This window comes from Alkalicoccus daliensis (assembly GCF_900103955.1).
Classification (GTDB): domain Bacteria; phylum Bacillota; class Bacilli; order Bacillales; family Salisediminibacteriaceae; genus Alkalicoccus; species Alkalicoccus daliensis.
In genome coordinates this window covers 42261-65522 of sequence record NZ_FNIL01000006.1, presented here as the reverse complement: position 1 = coordinate 65522, position 23262 = coordinate 42261, and the positions used below count along the sequence as shown (strand labels likewise).

Annotated in this window: 12 protein-coding genes; 7 read left to right on the top strand and 5 right to left on the bottom strand. The window is 40.4% G+C overall.

The annotated features are described in order from the left end of the window. The first annotated feature begins 82 nt into the window (after positions 1-82). Positions 83-2845 (top strand): CapA family protein, encoded by a 2763-nt coding sequence (locus BLP92_RS10720; RefSeq protein WP_090842959.1) that lies wholly within the window; start codon positions 83-85, stop codon positions 2843-2845. 198 nt (positions 2846-3043) lie between these two features. On the opposite strand, the gene BLP92_RS10715 is transcribed toward BLP92_RS10720, so the two are convergent. Continuing rightward, complete coding sequence (locus tag BLP92_RS10715; RefSeq protein WP_090842958.1) at positions 3044-6100, bottom strand: DEAD/DEAH box helicase; 3057 nt, start codon at positions 6098-6100, stop codon at positions 3044-3046. A 201-nt stretch (positions 6101-6301) separates the two neighbouring features. Continuing rightward, entirely contained in the window at positions 6302-8062 is a 1761-nt protein-coding gene (locus BLP92_RS10710; RefSeq protein ID WP_090842957.1) for a TcaA 3rd/4th domain-containing protein, read from the bottom strand. Between the two features lie 881 nt (positions 8063-8943). On the opposite strand from BLP92_RS10710, the gene BLP92_RS10705 reads away from it, so the two are divergent. The 5 genes from BLP92_RS10705 to BLP92_RS10685 all read left to right on the top strand — a co-directional run bounded on the left by BLP92_RS10705 (position 8944) and on the right by BLP92_RS10685 (position 16056). Continuing rightward, positions 8944-10431, top strand: a complete 1488-nt coding sequence (locus BLP92_RS10705) for a TcaA 3rd/4th domain-containing protein (RefSeq protein WP_090842956.1) — start codon at positions 8944-8946, stop codon at positions 10429-10431. A gap of 27 nt (positions 10432-10458) precedes the next feature. Next, a complete protein-coding gene (locus tag BLP92_RS10700; RefSeq protein ID WP_090842955.1) occupies positions 10459-10932 on the top strand; it encodes a zinc ribbon domain-containing protein in 474 nt (157 codons plus the stop codon). A 20-nt stretch (positions 10933-10952) separates the two neighbouring features. After that, positions 10953-12512 carry a 4Fe-4S dicluster domain-containing protein gene (locus tag BLP92_RS10695; protein ID WP_090842954.1) on the top strand — a complete coding sequence of 520 codons (1560 nt, stop codon included), beginning with the start codon at positions 10953-10955 and terminating at the stop codon, positions 12510-12512. A 154-nt stretch (positions 12513-12666) separates the two neighbouring features. Then, positions 12667-13317 carry a hypothetical protein gene (locus BLP92_RS10690; protein WP_090842953.1) on the top strand — a complete coding sequence of 217 codons (651 nt, stop codon included), beginning with the start codon at positions 12667-12669 and terminating at the stop codon, positions 13315-13317. 1137 nt (positions 13318-14454) lie between these two features. Further along, positions 14455-16056, top strand: coding sequence for a xylulokinase (locus BLP92_RS10685; RefSeq protein WP_090842952.1), 1602 nt, complete (start codon positions 14455-14457; stop codon positions 16054-16056). A gap of 115 nt (positions 16057-16171) precedes the next feature. On the opposite strand, the gene BLP92_RS10680 is transcribed toward BLP92_RS10685, so the two are convergent. The 3 genes from BLP92_RS10680 to BLP92_RS10670 all read right to left on the bottom strand — a co-directional run bounded on the left by BLP92_RS10680 (position 16172) and on the right by BLP92_RS10670 (position 18846). Further along, positions 16172-16489, bottom strand: coding sequence for a nucleotidyltransferase family protein (locus tag BLP92_RS10680; protein WP_090842951.1), 318 nt, complete (start codon positions 16487-16489; stop codon positions 16172-16174). Between the two features lie 5 nt (positions 16490-16494). Beyond that, a complete protein-coding gene (locus BLP92_RS10675) occupies positions 16495-16899 on the bottom strand; it encodes a nucleotidyltransferase substrate binding protein (RefSeq protein WP_090842950.1) in 405 nt (134 codons plus the stop codon). 297 nt (positions 16900-17196) lie between these two features. Further along, positions 17197-18846, bottom strand: coding sequence for a hypothetical protein (locus BLP92_RS10670; RefSeq protein WP_090842949.1), 1650 nt, complete (start codon positions 18844-18846; stop codon positions 17197-17199). A 369-nt stretch (positions 18847-19215) separates the two neighbouring features. Between BLP92_RS10670 and BLP92_RS10665 the strand changes: the two genes are divergently transcribed. Then, positions 19216-23226 carry an FIVAR domain-containing protein gene (locus BLP92_RS10665; RefSeq protein ID WP_090842948.1) on the top strand — a complete coding sequence of 1337 codons (4011 nt, stop codon included), beginning with the start codon at positions 19216-19218 and terminating at the stop codon, positions 23224-23226. Positions 23227-23262: the final 36 nt, after the last annotated feature.

Genomic DNA, 23262 nt, shown 5'->3' with positions numbered 1-23262 from the left:
TAAATTGTTTTTATCATTTAGATAATCCGGTTAGTTATAATCGATTGTTATAAATGAATATTGAAATTATAAAGGAGATATTATGAAATACGAAACAAACGTGTTGACTTCACAAAAAAATTATAAAATTACGTATCACAAAAATGTGGAAAAAAGAAGCGAGAAAGTAATCATAACTTTTGGTGAGATAGATTCTAACCTGGAAGAAACGGGATTCGGTGATAAATTAATATATAATCAAGGATATGATTATATATATGTGGCGCAAAAACGTACTACCCAATATCAGTTTCTTTCGGCAGATAAGTTTTCTGCTATTGTAGAAGGAAGTATTGCTGGTAAAGAAGTGTATACATATGGCTCAAGTCTGGGAGCATATGGTGCGCTTTATTTCGGGGGAGCAGTAAATGCTAATATACTTGCTATGAGTCCGCGTATTCCTGCTCATCCTGTTATAAACAAGCTTATGGACTCGCGTTTCAAAAATAAAGGATTTAAACATAAAGAGCTTCATCAGTCAGCAATAACTGAGAAACGTGTCTGTGTGTTTTTCGATGAAAAAAATTATATTGATCGGTACTATGTAGACTTTTTTATTAAAGTTGCTTATCCTGATGCAGAATATCATGCATTGGATAACGCTGGTCATTACACTGCAAGAGCTTTACTTGAATCGGGAGAATTGAAGCAAGTTGCAGTGAACTTTTTTCAAAACACCAAAATTGAATATATTATTGATAAAGAAAAAATACTTGATTGGCATTTAGACAAAGCAAGAAAAAGAGTGAAAAGTGGAAAGCTTGCACATGCTATTGAAAATATAGAAGCACTCTTATCTTCAGAGCGAGCTTCTCAAGAGATAGTCCGTGAGCTGGCAGCCTCGTATCAAAAAAAAGTTACCAGACAAATTAAAAGTGATTCCAAGCAGAAAAAATCTAGTCCGGAGATGCACCCGATTATTAAGAAAAGCGAAAAGAAACGGCTGGAGGAAGGGGTCTGTCTTTCCTTTGTAGGAAGTTTAATTCTTTTCAGAGATCAAGTTTTAAATGCATACGACCCAGCTACCAAGACATATGAATTTAGTCCGATGTTCACATATGTGAAGAAACATCTTGCAGAGTCTGACTTTGCTATGGGTGTTTTCGAAGGACCGACTGCCGGCGAAAAATATGAATACAGCACCAGCTGCTATGGAGATGCTCTGCCGCTGACACTGAACTTTCCAGACAGTTATGCAAGAGAGGTTAAACAGGCTGGTTTTGATTTTGTAACTACTGCACATAATCATCTTCTTGATTGCGGAGAGGATGGAGCTATGAGAACATTCGATATTTTAGATGAAGTAGGTTTAAAACATCGAGGCGGCTATAGAAATCAGGCAGAAAAAGAGAAGTTACCTATTTATGAAATTAAGGGTTTGAAAGTTGCTATTCTCGCTTATACTCATAAAAGTAATGGATATGATAACAATTTCTTTTTAAAGAAAGAAAACAAGCATCTTACTTCTCTGCTTGTCTCACCAAATGATGAAAACTTTGAGCAGGTTAGAAGGGATGTAAAGGAAGATTTTGAAAGAATCAAAAGGGGAAAACCTGATTGTATTGTAGTACTCCCTCATATGGGACAACAATTTAGGCACTCACCGGATAGTATGCAGACTGTATGGTGTGATATTTTTGTGGAAGAAGGTGCTGACCTTATTTTAAGTGATCATCCTCAGGCAGTACAACCTTACGAATGGCGGAAAAATCCTATAGAAAATACAGACGTACTTATTCTGCATTGTCCTGGAAACTTCGTGAATTCCTATACTGCGAAAGATGGAGATGCCTCGGCCTTCAGTCACTTATATCTTGATCCGAAAACAGGGAAACCTTTCGCTGCAGCATGTATACCGCTTTATGCACATTCTTACCTGGATAAAAACTATAAGTCATTGCCTATCTTTGATATTATTCATAATCCTGAACTGCGAAAAACATTTTCCACCATGGAATATGACAGGGTTAAGGTAGTGCACGAACTTATTACCGGTACTATGCTCGGAGAAAGTCTCCCTATTGATCAATTGCAGGAAAAATATTATTTATTTGCAGATAGAGCAGAGGGGAAATCAAAAGGATATGTTCGTAACCAAGTAATTCCGCTTGAAAAGAAAGGGGCTTGGAAAAATAAAGCATTTTATCAGTTGCTTAAAGAGACTGAAAAGGTTTGCTTTATTGGAGATTCCATTACTGAAGGAACTCAAAATGGAGGGTACGGTTGGTATGAACCTATTACTGCCGGGATGCCCAATTTGGAAGTTGTCCAATTCTCCATAGATGGGGGAACGACATCACTTTTAGAGAAAAACAAAAAAGAAATAGTGGAAAGTAAAAGTGATTTGTATGTAGTCGCATTAGGAACAAACGATGTCCGTTACCGTGATCCTAAGCGATGTGCAATGACTCCGGAAGAATACACTGCAAACATTGATCAGTTTGTGTCCGGCATCCGGGAAGTGAAAAAAGATGCTTCCTTTGTGTTTATTGCCCCTTGGACCACAGACAATCACGACCCAGTGTCGAAGCTGAAAAAACCGGAACGATTTGCTATGCTGGAAGAATACAGTAAAGCACTGGAAACCTATTGCAGCTCGAATAAAGCGCTGTTTATTGATCCGAACAAAATAATATATGATAAGTATCAAACACGTAATCCGCGGAAGTGGCTTACAGATCATATTCATCCTAACGCACTGGATGGTATTAACCTTTTCAGCTGGGCTGTTCTGGAAGCTTCTCCGGAGAAAGTTCCACAAAAATCAAACCCTTTTTCTAGAGTATTGAAAAAGGTATTAGCATAAAAAGAACGAATATATATGGGGAATATTATGAATTAAGCCTGTTTGATTAAATATAATTTCATAGCTTCAATAGCGATTGAGTACAGAAAATGATCCCATAAGATTTTATCTTATGGGATCATTTTCAAATAAATCAGAATACAAACTGTAAATATCATCTAAGCAGTACTGAGACAGCTTTAATAATAAAGTGTTTTATTACTTTAATAAAGTCTCCAAATATTTTTTTTCCAAACTATGGTTTATTTCTTTAAAGTAGGACATTTGTTTTAAACGGTTATGGTCGCCTATTAAAATGAAGTTCTTTTTCGCACGAGTAACTGCTACGTTCAAAATGTTCGGTTTTGAAACGATCCACTGGGCTGCCCCTTGTTGATTCTCGTCTGTACCAACGATGAACAAAACAGTCCTTGCTTCTTTTCCTTGAAAGGTGTGCACAGTGCCAGTATTTCTATTTATCCAGCGGATGACTTCTTTTTTATTTGTGTTGGAGATGCTTGCCAGAAAATCTGCCTGCTTCTTTAATTCTGTCTTCAGCTGTTCCGCGACTGCTTTAAACGGAGTGATTAAAAATACATCAGCAATTGTTTTTTCTTCTTCAAACAAACTTAAAATTAGCACTGCTGCTGACTTTCCATGCTCTTCCACATACTGGTAATTAATTGATTTCCCAGTTGAATCTTCCCAAAAGCTATATTGAGATGTGCCTTCTGCCGCCAATACCATTTTGTTGTCATAAGCTATTTCATTGGAAATATCAAACATGGGACGCTGACAACGCCGGTGCACCCATAGTGGAATGCCGATCCATCCGTTTTTTTGCAAAGAACCAAGTGGATTTCCGCGGTCTGCGACTGTTTGTATAGAGGCTTCCAAAGAGCAGAGGGCTGCGTCAACCTTGAATTTTCTATGGATATCGTGCAGTATTGATTCCGGCATTGTAACAACTGGTTCAATTTGCAGTGGATCTCCTACAGCAACTACATTTTTGGCTCGGTACATTGACCCTGCTGCTGCCTGGGGAACTGCCTGTCCTGCTTCATCAATAAATAAGCATCCTATTTCTTCCAAATCAAAGTCTGTTAACAATCTGCTCGCAGACGCAAATGTGGTAGAAACTACGGGTATAATTAAAAATAATGTCTGCCAAGCTTCTTTCTTTGCTCTTTTTACTATTTCATGATTAGGAGAGAAGTTCGCACTGTTAAAATAAATTCCTAAATTATTTCGCACTTTTTTAGACGCCAGAAATACAAATAATTTGTGTATTTTAACTGCCTGCAAAAAAGCTTTCGAACGGAGATGGTTCAATTCTGCGTCTACCCAGGGACAGCTTTTTTGTCTTATATCATATTCTCCATTCCAGAAATACTGATCTGGGATGGTAATGTCTTTCTGTTTTAACTCATCTAATTGAGACTCGAATTTTAAGATCTGCACCTGCATTTTTTGAAGAGGTACAGATTTCTTTTCTATGGATTGAGAGATTGCATTTTGTTCTTCTTCTATATTCATGAGCACTTTCATTGCTTCCGCTCGTTTAATTTTACTTTCAAGAAGTAACTTATGATGCGTTCGCCCTTCTTTAGTCAGCCACCAAAGTAAAGATTCCTCATTGGACGCCTCTAAAATTTCTGTATATTTATCAACTTTTATTTTTTGGATCTCTGCTTTTTGGTTCAATGAGGCTAATTGTTTTTCATAAGCAGCAATGGAATTGTTAAGCTTTTTAATCTCTAACTGATTCTTTTTAAGTTCATAGAGTTCCTCATGCAGTTGATTTAAAAAAGATATTCTATTATCTATTTGCTTTTCCAAGTCAGCAAATTCTTTTTGCGCTTGCTTCCAGTCATCTATCGTAGTTTTATTATTTTTAAGAAGATTATTTAGTTTGTCTACACCATCTATGTTGCTAAACCAAAGAGTGTTGGCAAATTTCGTTTTATTTTTTGAATTACCTAAAGCTGCAGAAAATAGTCCCCATGATTGGAAAGGTTCTTTAATTTCTAAATCTTCTTCGATTAAAAGAGCATCTGCATGGGAGCGGAAGTAATTTAGGTTTTCTGTAAGATCCTTGATTTCCTGTTCACGTTTTTTAATTTCCGGATCTTTTTCTAAAGAGCAGTCGCGAATTAACTCTTCCGTCCGAGGTAATTCTTTTGAAATATTTTCTACTGCGCCATTGTTGGAAGAAGCAACGACCATGCTGAAGGATTTCAACGAAGGATCTAAATGATGGAAGCGATTTTGAAATCCTTTATTCTTTAGCTCTGGTGGGGCTTCTTCATCAGAAAAAGCTTCAGTAGGGTGTTGAAATTTGCACATTTGTTTAGCTCTTTCAAAATAATAGGAAGCAATAATATCTTTTAACAAAGTGGTTTTTCCTGTTCCCGGGGGACCGTTCACACTATTAAGCTGAGTGGAGGGATCCACTGCAATATTAACCGCTGCCTGTTGCATCAAAGAAAGCTTATGATGCGCGGGTGCAGGCCACCTTGCTTTGGGAAGTTTAGAAGGGGCGAGCCATTTCATCAGCTCTTCTTCATTCTCATCAATATCCGTTTTTTGGGTGGTTCCTGTTATATACTGATTCAGTGCAGAAGACAATTGATCTTTTTGCATCAGCATTTCCAGGTCCTCAATATAAAAACTGTTCATTAGAGGGGGAAGGGGCTGGTTTGGATTGAATTTTTCAATAGCATTTACAAGAATCAAATCAGAGTCTTTGCTCGTAAGCAATAGGGAAGGAAAGTTTAATTCCTTTATTAGTAGAGACTGAATCTTATACAATTCAGATTCGCCAATAACTCTGCCTTTGTAATCGCTTGTCAGCTTAAGCTGAAGATCATTATTCATTTTTTTATAAAAATCTGTGAACGCACTGTAATTTACTTCATCATTATCTTTCTTCAGCTGACCAATGAAAGCTGTGAAATAAGGGATTTCCAGACTGTCCGGCTCGTAATAGCCCGCTTCATTAACATTTAAAGCAGCCAAGAAAGTTTTTTCGGTGGACATTTGATAGAACTTTTCTTCGGAATGAAAGGCATCACGAATATATTCTAAGGTCTTCTGTGTAGAACATAGTCCGATATAAATTCGACAGGGTGATGAATTGTTATTTGTTTCATTTCCAGGAAGGTGTGTGTGGTCAGCACCTTCCCTTAAATATTCAACATTACTGTCTGGCAAAACCGGAATATCGAGCATTTCTATTAAATGCCAAGCTTTCAGCGTTTTTTTCCAATCAGACAAAAAGACATCCCCTTTGCAGTTTTCTCACTTAATTGTAAATGATTTCTAACTGAACTCACAAGCTATAAATCGTATTTCATGTGAGTTACCATTCACGTTAAGTTCCAGTGAATTTTATTAATAGAAGAAGGCTGCTACAGAAGAAAATACTGGCAGCAACCTTTAAAAAGCAGCATTAAAGTTTTCTTCAGTTAAGAATTATTAAAGATCCTCACTGTTAATTTCATTCGTTTCTTCCAGTTCCGTTACTTTAAATCCATCTTCCGTTAATCTGACACGATAGGTAGATTCATATTCCTTCATCTTTGTTTCATCGCTTTCTCCGTAATAAATCCGGTACTCCTCCACAGTGTTCACAGTATAGAATTCATCATCAGAAGTGTCATAGCTGTCTACTTCATAGTTGGAAAGTGTTCTGGATATTTCTTTGTCTTCCAGATATTCCGTATATTCAATAATGGAATCACGGTATTCTTCCGCATCTTCATCTATATAATCAAATACGCCTTCGTTGCCGGAATTCGATAAATTCAGGCTTCCATGAATAAAGTTGCGGAATAAGCTGTCAAGATTGGAATCTGCATTTTCACGATATGCTTCAAGCGTGTTTTCTTTCTGCTGCTCTATCGCATTTTCCACCTGGGAATCAGCATCGAATGTGAGAGTTTCAGGCAGTCCGGTGCGTTCTCCATAGTCGGAAGTATAGGCGTCTATTTCCCACTCTTCGTTATCTTCCTGGTAGACAAGCGTGTATCTTCTATTTTCTTCCGCAGGTCTCATATCCAGTTCTTCATCGTTCCATGAAACATTATGCTGCCAATGTTCAGTGACAGGAATGGAAACAGCTAATTTCCCTTCGAATTCATAAACCTCCGCCATTTCTGTAAACCATTCCATTTCTTCTAACACCCGCAGGCTGTTGGAGTAGCCCTCATATAAAAAATCAGGATTTTCAAACATATTCTGCATGTCGTTCACAATTGTTTCTTTCATCTCTTCCTCTAAAAGAAATTCAAAATGAACATCCCAGCTTTCAGGTGAAATGACATCAGACTGGAGGGTCCCGAAAGGTGACTCTTTTTCTGCGTGCAGCTCCATCTCACCATTCATCAGCACTGGCCCGATCGTAACTGATGATGTACCTACAGTCATACCACTGTCTTCTCCATCCACAAAGAGGGCAGTATTCTCCATAGAAGAAGTCACTTCGATCTCATCTACATCAAATAGGAGTTCGCTCGTATTTCCTTCCTGCAGGTGCTGATGTGTGGAAGATACATCAAGATCCAGGAAATCACTTTCGAGAGAAGCGGTTACTTCATAAACACCCGGAAGGAAATCGCCTAAGTAGAAATATCCCATTCCATCTACATCGTGGGACACAGTTTCTCCATCTACCTGAAAACTGATATCGTTCTGATTGGAAGTGACATAAAGCGGAAAAGAATTAATCACTAAATCATAATTATCAAAGAATAAGTATTTACTTCCTGATTTTTCAAAGGAAACCCATGGGATTTCTGTACCCTGATTTTCTTCAGCAAATATTGGATTGTCCCCCGTGCGGAGCAGATCAGCGCGGTAGGAGAAATATTCATCCATATCCTTCTGTGTGTAAGAAGAGCTGTGATAAAAGCTGATAATATCCTCTGCATGTTTCTCCGTTACCTCTTTTACAGGATCGCTCGAACTCATGTATGTATACAACGTCTCACTGTCTTCTTCAAGAATCGCTTTCTGTACATGATTTAAAGTGCGGCTGCCATCCGCCAGCGTGCTGCCGGTAAAGTAAAGTCCACCCAGCACTAATACAGAAGCAGCAGAAGAAAATAATATTACCTTCTGTTTTTTGGTCGCTTTCGACCTGGCTTTCGCTGAAGAGGATTGCACTTCCTTTCCACAATTCGCACATTGTGTTTCTCCTGCTGTTCTTTTTTCTCCACAATTATTACAAAATGACATATTCGTTACGCTCCTTAGAATTAAGATAGGTGAAACAATTTCATAAGTTTTACCAGTGATTCGTTGTATTACAAACGGGATACCTTCAAAAGGCTCACGCAGAACTGGAAAAAGTTCCACCTGCTGACCGCTGAAAACCTGCTCCGGGATTACGCATTTCGCGCAGCCTGATGGGAAAGTTGTTATCGTTGCTTCCATTGCATAAACTAAAAACGCTCACAGCTGCAGGAAAAGTAAAACAATATACTAGGTAAATAGAATTATGTTTCTATTATCTAATATAATAGTTTCAGTTTCAATGAAAAAATGGAATAAAAAGAAAATATACCGATACTTATGTCATGTTAATTTAAAAATTTATATAATTAAGGTGATGAAAACCCTGTCATAAAGCGAAAAATATGCATGACATACAAAAAACAATATAGAAAATCAGCTTTTCATTTCATGTTTTTACCGCCAGCATCTGCTTCCGACGAAAAATAACTATGTAGAATGTACCTTTAAGCCTGAATTTTTATGAGTATATGGAAATGCATTTGGTTTTATTCAGGTAAATATACGTATGTAATTTTCAGCTGCATATAGATATAAAGAAATAATAAAATCCAAAAATTTCTTTATATTACAGATAAAATAGTATAATATGTAAAAATATGAGTTGCAACTTGTGATTTTACAGGATTTATCTTCAGAAATCCCGATTTCTTTTATAGCTGCAAATGAGATTTTGTCACGATAGGAAAGAATTCCTTCAGATAGAAATAAATTTTATTAAGACTTTAGATATAAAAAAATGTAAATTACATAGAAAATTACTTTAATTTAGTGTAACATAAACAAAAAGAACCATTCTTTCATGGGTATTAAGGAGGTTTGTAATGGAATGTTCTACGTGCGGTGCGCAGAGGAAAGGAAACAGTGCCTTCTGTGTCTCCTGCGGGGAGTTGTTTGCGAAGGAAAGTGAAGATAGGGAGCAACTTTCTGTCTGCAGACACTGCAGCAAAACTATTAACAGCGATGCTAAATTCTGCGGGGGATGCGGTGGAGAGCAAGGAGAAGATGTTCTTCCGGCCAATGGAGAAAGCGGGAAAAAGAAAAGAATCAATAAAAAAACAGCTGCTGCATTAATCATTCCTTTTCTATTCGTATCTGCTGGAGCTGGTACATACTATTATGTTTCAGATTATTATTCTTCTCCTGCATATTTGGCGTCATTTCATGAAGCGGTGGAGGCTGCCGACAAAGAATATTTTGTGGAAGCCAGCAGCAACAGCTTAGCTGATCGTCATGCAGAAGCACTGATTGACTATTTTGATGATGACGCTGATTTATTTGCTGATTTTGAAAGAGAATCTCTTGAGGTGCTTGCAGGAGGAGAATATGTATCACAGTGGCCGGTGCACGTAAAGCCAGGAGCGGATAAATTTTATTTTTTTCAGGATCATGAACTGGAATACCAGCCGTATGAAATTCACATAACCGGCACGCATGCTGGAACAGAAGTTTATTTGAACGGGCAGGACATGGGCGTATTGGATAGTGCTTCTACCCGCATTGAACTGGTAAATCTGCCCTATGAAAATTTTGTGATTGATATTATTTACGACGGTGCAGAGGGGGCATACGAAGAACAATATGAACTGAACGCTGCAGAGTGGGATGGTTATTTTTATGAGATCCATAGTGAGTATCAAGGGGAATTCATCACGCTCAGTGCAGAAGAAATGGGAAGCTCTCTGTATGTAAATAACGAATATGTGGGTACTTATGAGGGAGAAGAATTAGAATATGGACCGGTAGCATTTGACGGTTCGATGGAAGTGTACGGAGAATGGGAAACTTTATGGGGGACGGAAAGATCTGCTCCTCAGGTAATTACTGCAGAAGAAACTCATTACCAGGCGGAGTTTGATACAGATGAAGAAGCTCTGCGGGATCTGATGTTTGACGCAGTAAATGATCATGCATCTCAATATATTGAGGCTTATAACCAGCTGGACGAATCAAAGTTCACTATGGTGCACACTTCTTACGAAGATGAATATTTTGATCGTGTCGAAAAGAATTTTGCGGACCAGAGGAGTGAAGGATGGTTTTATACCGGGGAGCTTACTTCCGTTGTGCTGGACGAAGGTTCTTTCAATTTAATTGAAACCGGGGATTCCTACGCTGGGGAAATTGATGTGGAAATGAATTTTTATTCGGGGTACCACAAAGAGGGCAGGAGCCGGGGTACCGCTGGTAAAAGCAACAGCAGTGCGCAGTGGACTTATCACGTCATATATGAGGATGACACCTGGTGGATCGCAGGGCAGGAAGAAATAGAAGATTGGAAACCGGAGTCTGTAGAAGAAAGAATTTATTAAAAAGTAAAAAAGAGAGGATGACAGAACATGGCAGATATTCAAGCAAAAGTAGGAGAAGGTTTTTCAAAGTTTCAAAATAATTTAGAGGTATCAAAGCAGGTCCAGCAGCTGAAGAAAAAGCAGCAGGTGCTTACGCAGACGAAAGCAGAACAGTTAATTAAACTCGGGGAGGCGTGCTACCGGGATATTCGAAGAAGCCCTGACGTTGTGGAGGAATACCAGGAAATGACTGAAATTCTTATAGAAGCCGATCAGGAGCTTTATGAACTAGGATTGAAAATGGAGGAACTGCAGGCGGATGTGGAGACAAAATGTTCCTGCGGCGCTCCGGTAAGCAGCTCTGATAAATTCTGTGGAAGCTGTGGAGCGAAAGTGGAAATTATCGAAAAGGATGTATTAACTGAAGTCAAATCCTGTGAAACCTGCAGTACAGAAAATAAAACAGAGAACGATTACTGTATTTGCTGCGGACAGCATTTTGTAAAAGTAATTAGTGCATAGACAGAAAGGGGGAGAAAAGAATGTATTGTGTAGAATGTGGAAATGAGTACGGCGGGGCAGTTCAGTATTGTCCGGAAGATGGATTCAGTTTAAGAAAACATACGAATTTTTCTGCAGTGGCAGAACTGGCAAAGCATTGCCGCAGCTGTGGTGACGCTGTGACTGGAGGAGCGAATTACTGCGGCAGCTGCGGAACTTCTTCTGCTGCACCTGCGATAAAGCTGGCTAAAAGCCGCCCAGCCGCTCAAGGCCGGAGCGTGGGAAGCGCGTATGAAGAAGATACGATCGCTGCTTTTACAAATAAGAACGCATGGATAGACAAAGTGAAACCGGGAGCGATGCTGGCAGGGATTTCACTCGTGCTGGCATTTGCAGTGAGTTTTATTGTGAAATTAGTTTTAGAAAATCTAATTCGCTCTGCAGCTGCAGGAACGGAAGCTGCAATATTTATGGAAATGATGAACGTTTCTGTAGTGAAAGTATTGCTGGCATTACATATGGTTTTTCCGAGTATATCAGCAGGGGCACCTGAAGCATTTGGTTTTGGAATGGATTTTTCATTGAAATTCGGATTATTTTTCCTGCCGTTGCTTTTAGGTATCGCTTTTGCTCTGGGCGGTTACTTGTTTGCTAAGTATTTAGGAACGTCTAACCATCTGACCATGCTGCAGACTGCTGTAGCAGGCGGACTGATGTACGCAATTGTTGTAAGTGTTTTTGCTTTATTTTCCCGGGAAAGTTCGGGATTTGGTGGAATGGGAGGAATGGGAATGGATATTCCGGAAATTTCGGCCTCCGTTTCTTATCCATTTTTCACTGTGCTGTTCTTCAGCTTTCTGCTGTTTACTATCTTTACTTATGCAGGCTCACTTGGAGCGCTTCTGCCTTCAAAGGTCTCTTCCCCGCAGCTTCCGGAATTTCAGGCAGTGCACTGGGGGCTTGGTGCATTCGCAGTAAACTATCTTATATTAACGGTTATTGGTTATATCTATGTGAGAAATACTTCTTTTACAAAGTCTTTATTGTTTGAAGAACCTGAATCAGCAACGCTGATTAATTTTCTCTCTATGCAGTTCGGAGCTTACTTTACTTCCATTGCCCACTTTGGTGCATTAAACTTCCAATTAAATCTCCCGGATTTTCTATATGGAATAGTGGGGCCTGAATTAAGTGAACTGCCGGTAAACGGTTCATTATGGCTGTTTGCTTCTTCCGGAGGGCCGCTTTTTGATGAATTTTTCTTTACCGGATTTCCGTTTCTATTATCATTAAGTTTCTTAGTGCCGGTAGCTGTTATTGCTTTTTTTGCTTATAAGTTCCGCTCGGCTGTCTCCATGAGTGACAATAAGCTGATTCTTATTTTCTCTTCCGCATATGCGCTGAGTGCAGCCATTTCCACATTGTTCAGCAGATTCGTTTTAGATGGAGGAACGGGAGCACTTGGAATGCAGGCGGGAGGATCATTCGTTATTGCGACGCCGATGATCCAGACATTTATTGGCGCATTTGTAATTGCGGCGCTAACGTTATTTATCACACTGAAATTCTTTACAGGAAATAAGCAGCAAACTGCTTTTTAGGAGAGTAAGTGAAGGAAATACCGTTCAAATTTTAATTTGGACGGTATTTTCATGAAAGAGAGTGTACTTTTTTGGCAGTAAGGAAGCCGGGGGGGGTGGCCGGTCCAAACTAATACAATACTGGTTCTGTAATTAAAAATAGGGGTGTTTATTTATGAAAGCAATTGGGAGACTGACAGGAGTTATTTTACTATTAATTGTTTTATCTGCGTGTGGTGACGCAAGGATCAGCTTGAACGAGGACGGTTCTGGAGATATGCAGTACCGGATAATTACGAATGATTTTGTGACAGAAGAGGAAATTCAGGAAGAATTCCAAAGTGAATTAGACAGATCTTCCTTTGAGGAAGACGAAGTTATCACAGATTTCAGCGTGACATCTGATGAAGATTATATTTACATGGATGTAGCATTTTCTTCTATGGATATATTTGAAGGCGATTTGTATATGATTCCGGCAAGAGAAATGGAAACAGATGAAAATGATCTTATGATTCCAAATGAAGATATTGATCTTGAGGATGATAGATATATTAATATCGTAGCTGCTGAAATGTACGACGAAACAATTGACGTTACGATTGAAGCTCCCGGAGAAATTGTTGCTGCTTCTTCTAACGTTCACTATGAAGGCAATGAGGCATATATTATGGCGCGGGGGCCAATAACAATTACGTATCAAACGAACGGCAGTGGATCCGTTTTTGCCATGGCTGGAGGAGCCGTATTTGTAGCGGTTGGAGGGTTTTTCGTCTGGAGAAGGTTTGGCAGCAAAAGAAAGGAAGACGGTAACGCTGTAGATTAATATCAGCTGTTTTCCTGGAGTAAATTGCAGAAAAAAAGTACTTCAGGGAAAAGCTGCCAGCAGCAGTTAAGTGGAAAGTAACAGACAGATATGAATGAATAGATGTTTCACGGAATTTTTAAGACGGAAAAGGAATAGAGCAATTTTATGGGATCATCGTAACTGCAATTGGGTTAGCTATTATTTCAGTCATAAATTCAATCACTGTCCTTGATACGGTGATATCGCAGCTTTTTAGATCCGTTTCCCTCTTTTAAGTGAGGTATCTCCCCATCTGCGGCAGGTGAAAGAGAAGGTTTGTATTGATGCTTTTATCTATATAGAACTGTATTAAAATGCATCTTATTAGCGGAACAACTCGTGGACGAATTCCTTTGGGATTCGTCTTTTCCAATGGTGAAAGAGAGTTTTAATGTTATTTCCAATCATCGAAGATTATATTTTTGCTTAATAACCTATTGATTTTATGTGAAGTCTTCTTATTTAAGGGTTTCAATATAAATCTTATAGAACTAAATATTAAGCAGCTAACAAATATTGCCAGTAAAATTCCTAATCCCCATTCTATGCCCTGCATCATATCCTCCTTATTAATTAACTATGTATTGTTCTTATTTCTAAGGTTAACATGATTACCTGCCAGTTTGCAGCCGGCGGATGGTTTGCTCAGTAAGCAGATTGAGAACAAGAGATCCCGCACTCACACTGAATACAGATTAAAAAGCTTTAGCGGAATAAGAAAAGTGAAGAACCCTTAAGTTCCCATATACAATCGAACGTCTGGAGGCAGGGCACAAGCTTCCGGTTTCTGTAATTAAAGCAGGGTTTTAATCATTATAATAACTTGTTCTATTACATAACATAATATTTTATAAAATTGATAATATATACGTACAAGTCAAAATTTTTTTATGTTATAATTTTAAAGAGAGAGCCGAAGGCGAAAAACCTTCCAGGATAGGAAATTGATTTTAGTTATTAGGAAATAGTGAACATTAGATAAAAAGTACTTATTGAAAATGTAAACGTTATCAAAGATGATGGGTGCAACTAAGCTGATTGAATGAACGCTCTCAGAAGGATCAATGAATTTTACTCGTTTAAGCAATATAAACTTTCTTAGGATGGTGAAGGGAAATGGACAATACAAAAACTGTACAGACAATTCAGCAGGGAAATGCAGTGCTGGGGATCGAACTCGGTTCCACCCGCATTAAAGCTGTACTGATCGATGAGAATAACGATGTAATACTTGCGGGAAATCACAACTGGGAGAACAGCTACATAAATAACACATGGACATACAGTGAAAAGGAAATTTGGGAAGGCATACAATCCAGTTACCAGAATTTAAACAGGAAAGTGGAAGAGACCTTCGGCTTTAAAATTGAAAGCCTGAAAGCAATTGGATTAAGCGGCATGATGCACGGCTACCTGGTGTTTGACAAGTCAGGGGAAATGCTCGTTCCTTTCAGAACATGGAGAAATAACTTTACCGGCCAGGCTTCCGAAGCATTAACGGAGAAGTTCTCTTTTAACATTCCACAGCGCTGGAGCATTGCACATTTGTATCAGGCGATATTAAACGATGAAGCGCATGTGAAAGATATTGATTATCTGACGACGCTTGCAGGATATATTCACTGGAAGCTGACAGGACAGAAGGTACTGGGTGTCGGCGAAGCATCCGGCGTGTTCCCGATCGATTCCAAGGCAAAAACATATAATAAGCAGATGACTGCAACGTTTTCACAGTTAATTGAAGAAAAATCCTACGGCTGGAAGCTGGAAAACATTCTGCCGGAAATTCTTACTGCAGGAGAACAGGCAGGGTCTCTAACTGATGAAGGAGCAAAGCTCCTGGATCCGGAAGGAAAACTTGCAGCCGGTGTCGCGTTATGTCCGCCGGAAGGGGATGCAGGGACAGGCATGGTTGCGACAAACAGTGTTGCCACGCGGAAAGGAAACGTGTCCGCAGGAACTTCTGCATTCGCCATGGTCGTAATGGAAAAAGAACTGTCCGAAGTGCATCCGGAAATAGATCCGGTAGCTACGCCGGCAGGTGCACCGGTCGCGATGGCACACTCCAATAACTGTACTTCCGATATCAATGCGTGGGTCAGCCTGTTTAAAGAGTTTACGCAGCAGCTGGGCGTGGAGAAAGATGACAATGAAATTTATTCGCTGTTATTTGAGCAGGCGCTGCAGGGAGACCGTGATGCCGGCGGACTGCTTTCCTACGGCTACTTATCCGGAGAGCACGTGACGCACTTTGAAGAGGGGCGCCCGCTGTTTGCTCGATCCTCCGACAGCAATCTGAGCCTAGCGAACTTCATGCGCACGCATATTTTCACCGCGTTTGCGGCAATGAAAATCGGTATGGATATCTTGATCAAAGAAGAAAAAGTGGAGCTGGATGAAATCCTCGCACACGGCGGTATTTTCAAAACAGAAGGTGTCGCAGCAAGCATTCTTGCCGGCGCACTCAACACGCCTGTATCCGTCATGAAAACAGCGGATGAAGGCGGCGCATGGGGCGCGGCACTGCTGGCTTCGTATATGGCGAATCGTTCAGGAGAAACCTCTCTGGAAGACTTCTTAAATAAGGAAGTATTCTCTGAAGCAGAAATCCTGCGCGTAAAACCGAAGCAGGAAGACGTCACCGGATTTGAAGAGTACATGGAACGATATAAGAGCGGCCTGGCAGTTGAAAGAGCTGCCGTGGAGAATTTAAAGTAACTGTTGGAATTTTATAGCTGGATTTTAGGGCGAACTGTCATTTCATTGATGGTTCGTTCTTTTTCTACTGAAATAGGATTGCGTAGCCAAAATTTACTTCAAAGGATGAATATTCCTAAACGATCGAAGTCTTATTGTTGTATATTTCCACCCCGAAGTTATCGATATGCATTTTTAATTCGCTGTTTGAAATTTCTTCATAATGCAGCAGATCAAAGAAATAGGGGAGAGGAGATTCTTCATTTAATAATGTGAAAAGTTTTGTTAGTGTGTTTTCGTTTATATTTTTCCCGCTGACGGCAATATCAATATCTGAACCTTTTTTAAAATTCCCTATCGCCCGGCTGCCGAAAATAAAAGCTTTTTCAATTTCATTGAATTGTTCCAGCATCCGCTGAATTACTTCTATATCTGTTTTTTGTAAACCAAACATCGATCTCACTCCTTTCGTTCAGATAATGCTTTGTACAATATACGAAGCTCCGGTAGATAGATCTCTTTAATTTCCTTCGTTAATTTTTCAGCAAGCGCATCGTTATAGGTGTGCGTAATTAAGTTTCTTTTGCTTAAAGCATCCAGCCACACATGGCCGTCCTGAATTAATTCAATTTGAAATGCCTGTTTAATGGCCTGGCGCGGGCTTTGCACCAGATAGCCCTCCATCTCTAAATAATCCTTTAATATTTTCAAGGACAGTTCAAATGTCATTTCGAAAAATTGAATCACACCGGCTCTTTCAAGTTCGTTCTGAAGATTCTGCTGTGCATATTTTTCGAGCAGCAAATATGATTTCTCAAAGTTCTCAAATCTCTGCTTCCATCGAACATCCTTTAATGGATCCATGGATGGTCCCCTCACTTTCCTAAACACGCTCTGGGTATAGTGATTACCCTTAGTATAAACAATCCAATGGTTGTACGTCACTCCTGTTTAGATTGATGATGAAGGCTTCGAACTCCCCGCTATCTCTCCCTGCTTAATATCTTCAAGCCATTGGGAAAGTCTAATTTTATATGAAACTTTTATTATCAAGCTTTCTCCATAAAAAGAGGGCTGCACCAAGGAGAAGAATCTTCTTTGTGCAGCCTTTATTTATAGAATTAAGAAAATGAGATCGCTTTTTCATAATTATGAGAACAGCTAAATATAATAATTATAAAAATCAACATTGCTATTGTTAATCGTGTGTTCAGGCGGTGTTATTTGATCCAGATAACTCTTTAAATAAAGAGCATCCTCAAAGAATGTTTTGTAGTTAACCGTAACAGCGGTGTTCTCTTCTATATGAAAAGGAGAACTCGTCTTTTCCATTTGTGCTTTCCATTGTTGCACGGAGTGAATGTTTCTTTCTGCAGCCTGACTGGTAGTGAATACTTCCATAATGATTGCATTACGGGCGCCGCTGCTTTTCACCTGCATGCGATTATGTTTTTCTTCGATCGAGAAAGGATGCAGTAACTGTACGAAAAAGAAGCAGGTACCTGCTTTTCCGTATAAACGATTGTCCTCAGTCAGCCACTCGCCTTTCGGCAATACACCGATAATAAAACCATACTCTGAATTTGTTAAATCAAAGATTGCTGCTGCGGTATTTTTATAAAACAGTACATCGCTTCCCGGACTCTCGTGCCTCGGATCTTCCATACTGAATCCTTCTCCCGGCTGAAAGAAATAAGCCTGGTTTACCCCTTCCTGAGGAAGCGGGAGCGTCACATCCCAGCGGTGCTGCTCATTATCAAACTCTTCCGCTCTTTCCCACAATCCGCCCAGTGCAAAATCAGCGGTTTTATAAATGTAATGATGAAACACTTCGGGGTTATTATCCGGGTCAGTTTTATTAAAAATTTTCTTTTTTATTTCCTTCGGTATATCAGGGGAGACAGCTTCTTTGTAAACAGCTGCTGCGACCTGATGGGTGAGGAAGCCGGCTCCTTCGAGTCTTGGAAAATGCTTCGGGGAATCGAAATCACCAAACTGAATATAATCAATCACATTATTGCGGTCTTCCGAAATATCATGCGACCAGTTTCGCGAGTGAGCGCCGATCCAGGTTCCTTTTAAATAATATTCCGCACGTTCTTCCCACAGATAATTTAATACATTCTCCAGTAAAGTTTTTGCACGGCTGCCGCTGATAAAATCCTTCGCAAAAGACACAGCCTGGATCCAGTGCCATACCCAGGGCAATGCCCCATATTCCCGGAAGCCATTCGTTTTCAGATGCTGAAAAAGAGCTTCCATATTCGTAAAGCCTTTTTCATAAAGCGCATTATCATGGAAGTGCTGGCCGAGCATAAGCTGATTGCAAAAAAGCTTTGCTTCGTGATGACTGAAAATATCTGGTTCGCGATGTAAAAAATCACTGGTATAAAGATGTTTAAAAGACTGATGAAATTCCTTCAGCAGCGCAGGTGAAAACGTATCTTTGTATGTTGAGTAAAACGTTAAAAACAAGCTGGTAAGGAGCTCTGCTGGAAGAGGATGCGCTGAAATTTCTGCTTCCGGTCCTTCCAGATTCAGCGGCCAATGTCCGTAAACACTACTTTCGGGATCGCGCTCCTGCATTCTTAGTCCCCTCAGTATTACTTTTTCAGCCAGATTTTCAGCATCAGCGTTTTCTGCAGATAATTTTATTTGTTTATTATGGGCACCGGCGTATAAATGCATCGCAAAGTAAAAATTATTTCTAAGATCGTCCAGGTACCATAAGTGTTCTTTTTGAAAAGAGAAACGTAATGCCTGTTCTGATGCTTCAGTTATTATTTCATTTTTTCTTTCTTCAAAAGACATCTGTACACATCCTTTATAAATAGAGTGTTAGTACTTCCCTGAGTAAGCCGGCGCTGGAAAAAGACAAAATTACTTCATACTAAGTATTTCACAACACTGAAAATTTAAGTTCGGAAAAGTTTGAAAAGTAAAAATACTTTCATGATTGAGCAAAAAAGTTTCATGTAAGCGCATACATAATTGATTAGTATTATCTCTGTACCTCGTACTATTATTGAACGAATGTGGAAAGGGAGGTGGATTGTTCAAGAGATCATTCTACGGAAAGGAGGCTGTACATAAGTTTTGACTGCTTTTTCAGATATTCAGCAGTACGCGGAGAATAAACAATTTCACACTATTCTACAAGCAGAAAGGACTGCGGTATAAATGAAACAAAATTTTTCTAAACCGGCAAAAAATATTTGTCTCTGGTTTATTGCTTTCTTACTCTTTGGGTCGGTCATTTTCGTAGAAGGAAATGTAACGCAGGGGGAAGATCATAGAGAAACGATTTCGATAGACGGGACAGACGTCGATGAATATCATCGTTTTAAAGGATACGGGACAGTGTCTGCAAACAACACCTCCCGCTTGATGATCGATTATAAGGAAGAAGACCCGGAAGCTTACTGGGAAATTATGAATAAATTATTCCATCCGGACACAGGGGCGGGTCTTATTCACGTGAAAGTGGAGCTGGGTGCCGATGTAGATTCGTCTTCCGGAACAGAACCGGCTACGATGCGATATGAGGATGAGCCGGCGAACGTAGCCAGAGGAGCTGGCTTCCAGTTTGCTGCTGATGCAAAAAAAATTAATGAGAACATCACCACTGAATTTCTGCGGTGGGGAGAGCCGCGCTGGACCTGGGAGGATGCAGCAGGTCAAAACTATGAAAGCCGCTACCAGTGGTATAAACAGACAATCGATGCTGTACAGGAAGAATACGGTTTTAAACTGGATTATGTAGGTGTTTCCCAAAATGAAAGAGCGCAGAACAATAATGGAAGAAGTGAAGTGGAATGGCTGAAATATTTCACTACTGCGATTAAAGAAGAGCCGAATTACGAAGCTGACTATGAAAGTATTAAGCTTGTCGGCGGGGACGGCTACAGAGATACACAGACAATTGCCAGAACATTACTGGAGAATGAAGATCTGATTGATGAAATTGACGTCATTGCGACGCATTACGGACTGTCTGGTTCCCCGGAACTGACTGAACTGCAGAATACACTGATAGAAGCGGGGAAAGAGCCGAAAGAAGTATGGTCTTCTGAAGGTGTTTCTCCAATGATAAACGCACGGTACCGCTTAAATATGGAGCCAGCATATGAAGGGCTTGGAGGACGCTACGGAATTGTAGATGTTTCTTCACGTATTATTTCCATGTATTCCTGGGAAGGAGCAGGAGATCACCCTCTTAATGCTGTCTCGTTTGATTTCCAGCCTGCAGTAGGAGCATTTTATCAGGGATCGGGTTACAGCCCGAAGCATTTGATCAATGCATTTACTCCATGGTCGGGATTTTATGAAGCAGACGGAGGAGTGCAGGGAGTTCGTCATGTAATGAATTTCGTAGGACATAATGATCTTTCTACTGATGAAAATGAACGCTGGCAGTATATTAAAGATGCAACGTATAGTGACGGAAGCTTCATGGACGGCGGAGTAGATGTTGATTCGGGTACACATAACTATATGACTTTAAAAGATCCGCAGACGGACGACTATACGACTGTTATCGCAAATAATACACGGGATACAAGGCATTATGAGATCGATGCCAAAAATCTCAGCGGTAAAGAAAATGCGGAAGTATTTGTCTGGGAAACACGCGGACCGGAGGATGGGCAGGATTACGATGCCAACTGGTTTAAAAATATTAACAAGGTAACGCCGGAAGATGGAAAATATGAAATTGAAGTAAACCCTTATTCACTTGTTACTATTTCCACACTGGATAAAGAAGCGGAAGTGGAAAATTTCGCATATGAGTCAGATCCGATTGACTTAGCAGAAGATACCATTCTGCCTCTGCCTTACACAGATGATTTTGAATATGCAGAATATCCGGAGGATGAAAAAGGCAGAGATTATGTGGAGCGCCGCGGAGGCACGCCTCGTTATACTACCGATCAGCGCGGAGCTTTTGAAGTTGTAAGAGAAGCAACAGAACCGGCTGCATCCGGCAGTTTTGAACGGAATTCAAGAGATATTCCTGAAGCAGAGGAACGCGGGAATATGCTTCAGCAGATCATGACGCCTGATATTATCGGAGCAGAATGGGCAGTATGGAGAGGAAGAGATGGAGCGGAGAGTAATGACAATCCACATACGAAACTGGGCGATTACCGCTGGGTAAATTACAAAGCTTCTTATGACTTCCTTTTGGATAATCATACAGAAGAAGCAGAAGGAAGAAGTAATTATGCCTTAATTGGCGTGCGGCAGGTGAAAGCAGAAGGCGGAGATTCCTACGCACCTTACAACGCACGCATCTATCAGGACGGAAGCTATGAAATACTGAAACTTGGCAGCGTGGTAGAAGAAGGGCAGGTAGAGAACTTTGACAGCGAAGTCTGGCATAACCTGGCACTGGAAGCAAAGGAGAATACTTTTACCATGTATTTAAATGGGGAAGAAGTTGCCAGCTATACGGATGAGGATTCCACAGTGATGGCAGGCAGAGTAGCAATTGGATCAGGATATTATGAAACGCTTTATGATAATTTCCGCGTCGATCCTATCGAAGGGCACACGTATACATCAGAGAAATTCGATAGTGCCCAGGGAAAGAAGTATGCTTCCCGAGAAGAAGCGCTGAACAATAATGATCCTTGGAATCCGCTTGGATACGTTGGCGACTGGAATTATACGCAGGCAGGATACGCGCATCATAACCGGACGCAGATGACTGCAAGTACAGATTTCCCAGTATGGAATGGCGTCACTGTCGGGCACCAGGATACGACAGAAGAACGCGGCACACTCAACAAAGTATATTATTCCGGCCAGTGGGGATCAAACAGCAGGAATGCGTGGGGAAGCGCCTCCAATGATGCCTCTTTTGAAATCACATTTTCAGGAAATGCGATCAGGCTTTATGGCGAAACAAACACGTCGAACGGGACAGCGGACATTTATTTAAATGATGAATTGGTCGCTGAAGCAAACTACCGGAACAACAGCAGTATTGAGCAGATGGTCTGGTCTGCAGATGGTCTGGAAGAGCAGGAACACACGCTGAGAGTAGAAGCGACAGACAGTTTCGCCAGCTTTACGAGAGCAGAAATTGAAACAGATGAAGAGATTGTCAGAGAAGCAGTTACTACTATTGCACCAAATGATTTCATCGCAATTTCAGATGAAGCAGAAATAGGAGAAGAAGAAAATACAGTGTATGCGTATCGTGAGAATGGACTGGAATGGGGCTCGAGCAGTTCCAACGCCTGGGCAAATTTCAACGATAACCCTTATATTCTGATTCACTTTACAGGAACGGGAATTGAATATCTCTCCGGAACAGGTGATCAGACTGCATACCACTTTGAATTGAATGGGGAAGATGCAGGAAACCATACGGTAGATACCAGCACCGGAATAAGGTATGCGGTAAAAGATCTGGAAGAAGGAAGACACACCTTAAAAGTCTCACTTCAGGATAATGAAAAATTAGAAGATTTCATGGATTACCGCGGGGTGAACATTTACGGTTCGCCGGAGACAGAAGAAGCAGGGAACAGCCTGATATTCAAGTTTGAAGGAACCGGCTTCAATCTGCATGGGGCGACACCGGATGCGTTAATTGACGTGTATGTTGATGACCAGCTGATTCATCAGGATTACAGAGTGTACGCAAAAGGCGACAGGCAGACTTCCTATTATCTATGGGGGCTGGATGATACGGCGCACACTGCAGAGATTGTAGTGAAAGGCGGCACCTTTACGATTGACGGTATGGATATTATTAAAGGAGAAAGTAATGCAGATGCAGACGAAACTACGCTGCAGGAGCTTTACGATGAGCATAAGAGCAAGAATCATAAAGATTACACAAAAGAAAGCTGGAAACCGTTCCATACTGCGATGCAGGATGCCAAAGCGGTCTTGAAAAATCCACAATCTTCTGAGCAGGAGATAAATACAGCGAAAACTGCATTGGAAGCAGCAGTGGAAGGTTTAACAAGCGTAAATAAGGATTCCCTGCAGGAACTTTATGAAGAGCAGCAGGATAAGAATCGCAAAGACTATACGAAAGAAAGCTGGAAACCATTCCATTCCGCTATGCAGAATACAAAGTCTGTATTGAAAAATCCACAGTCTTCACAGGATAAAGTAGAGGAAGCAGAAACTCAGCTGCGGGAAGCTCTGGCACAGCTTCAGGAAGTGAACTGAAAACATCACTAAGAAAAGCGGACACGGCTGAATTGC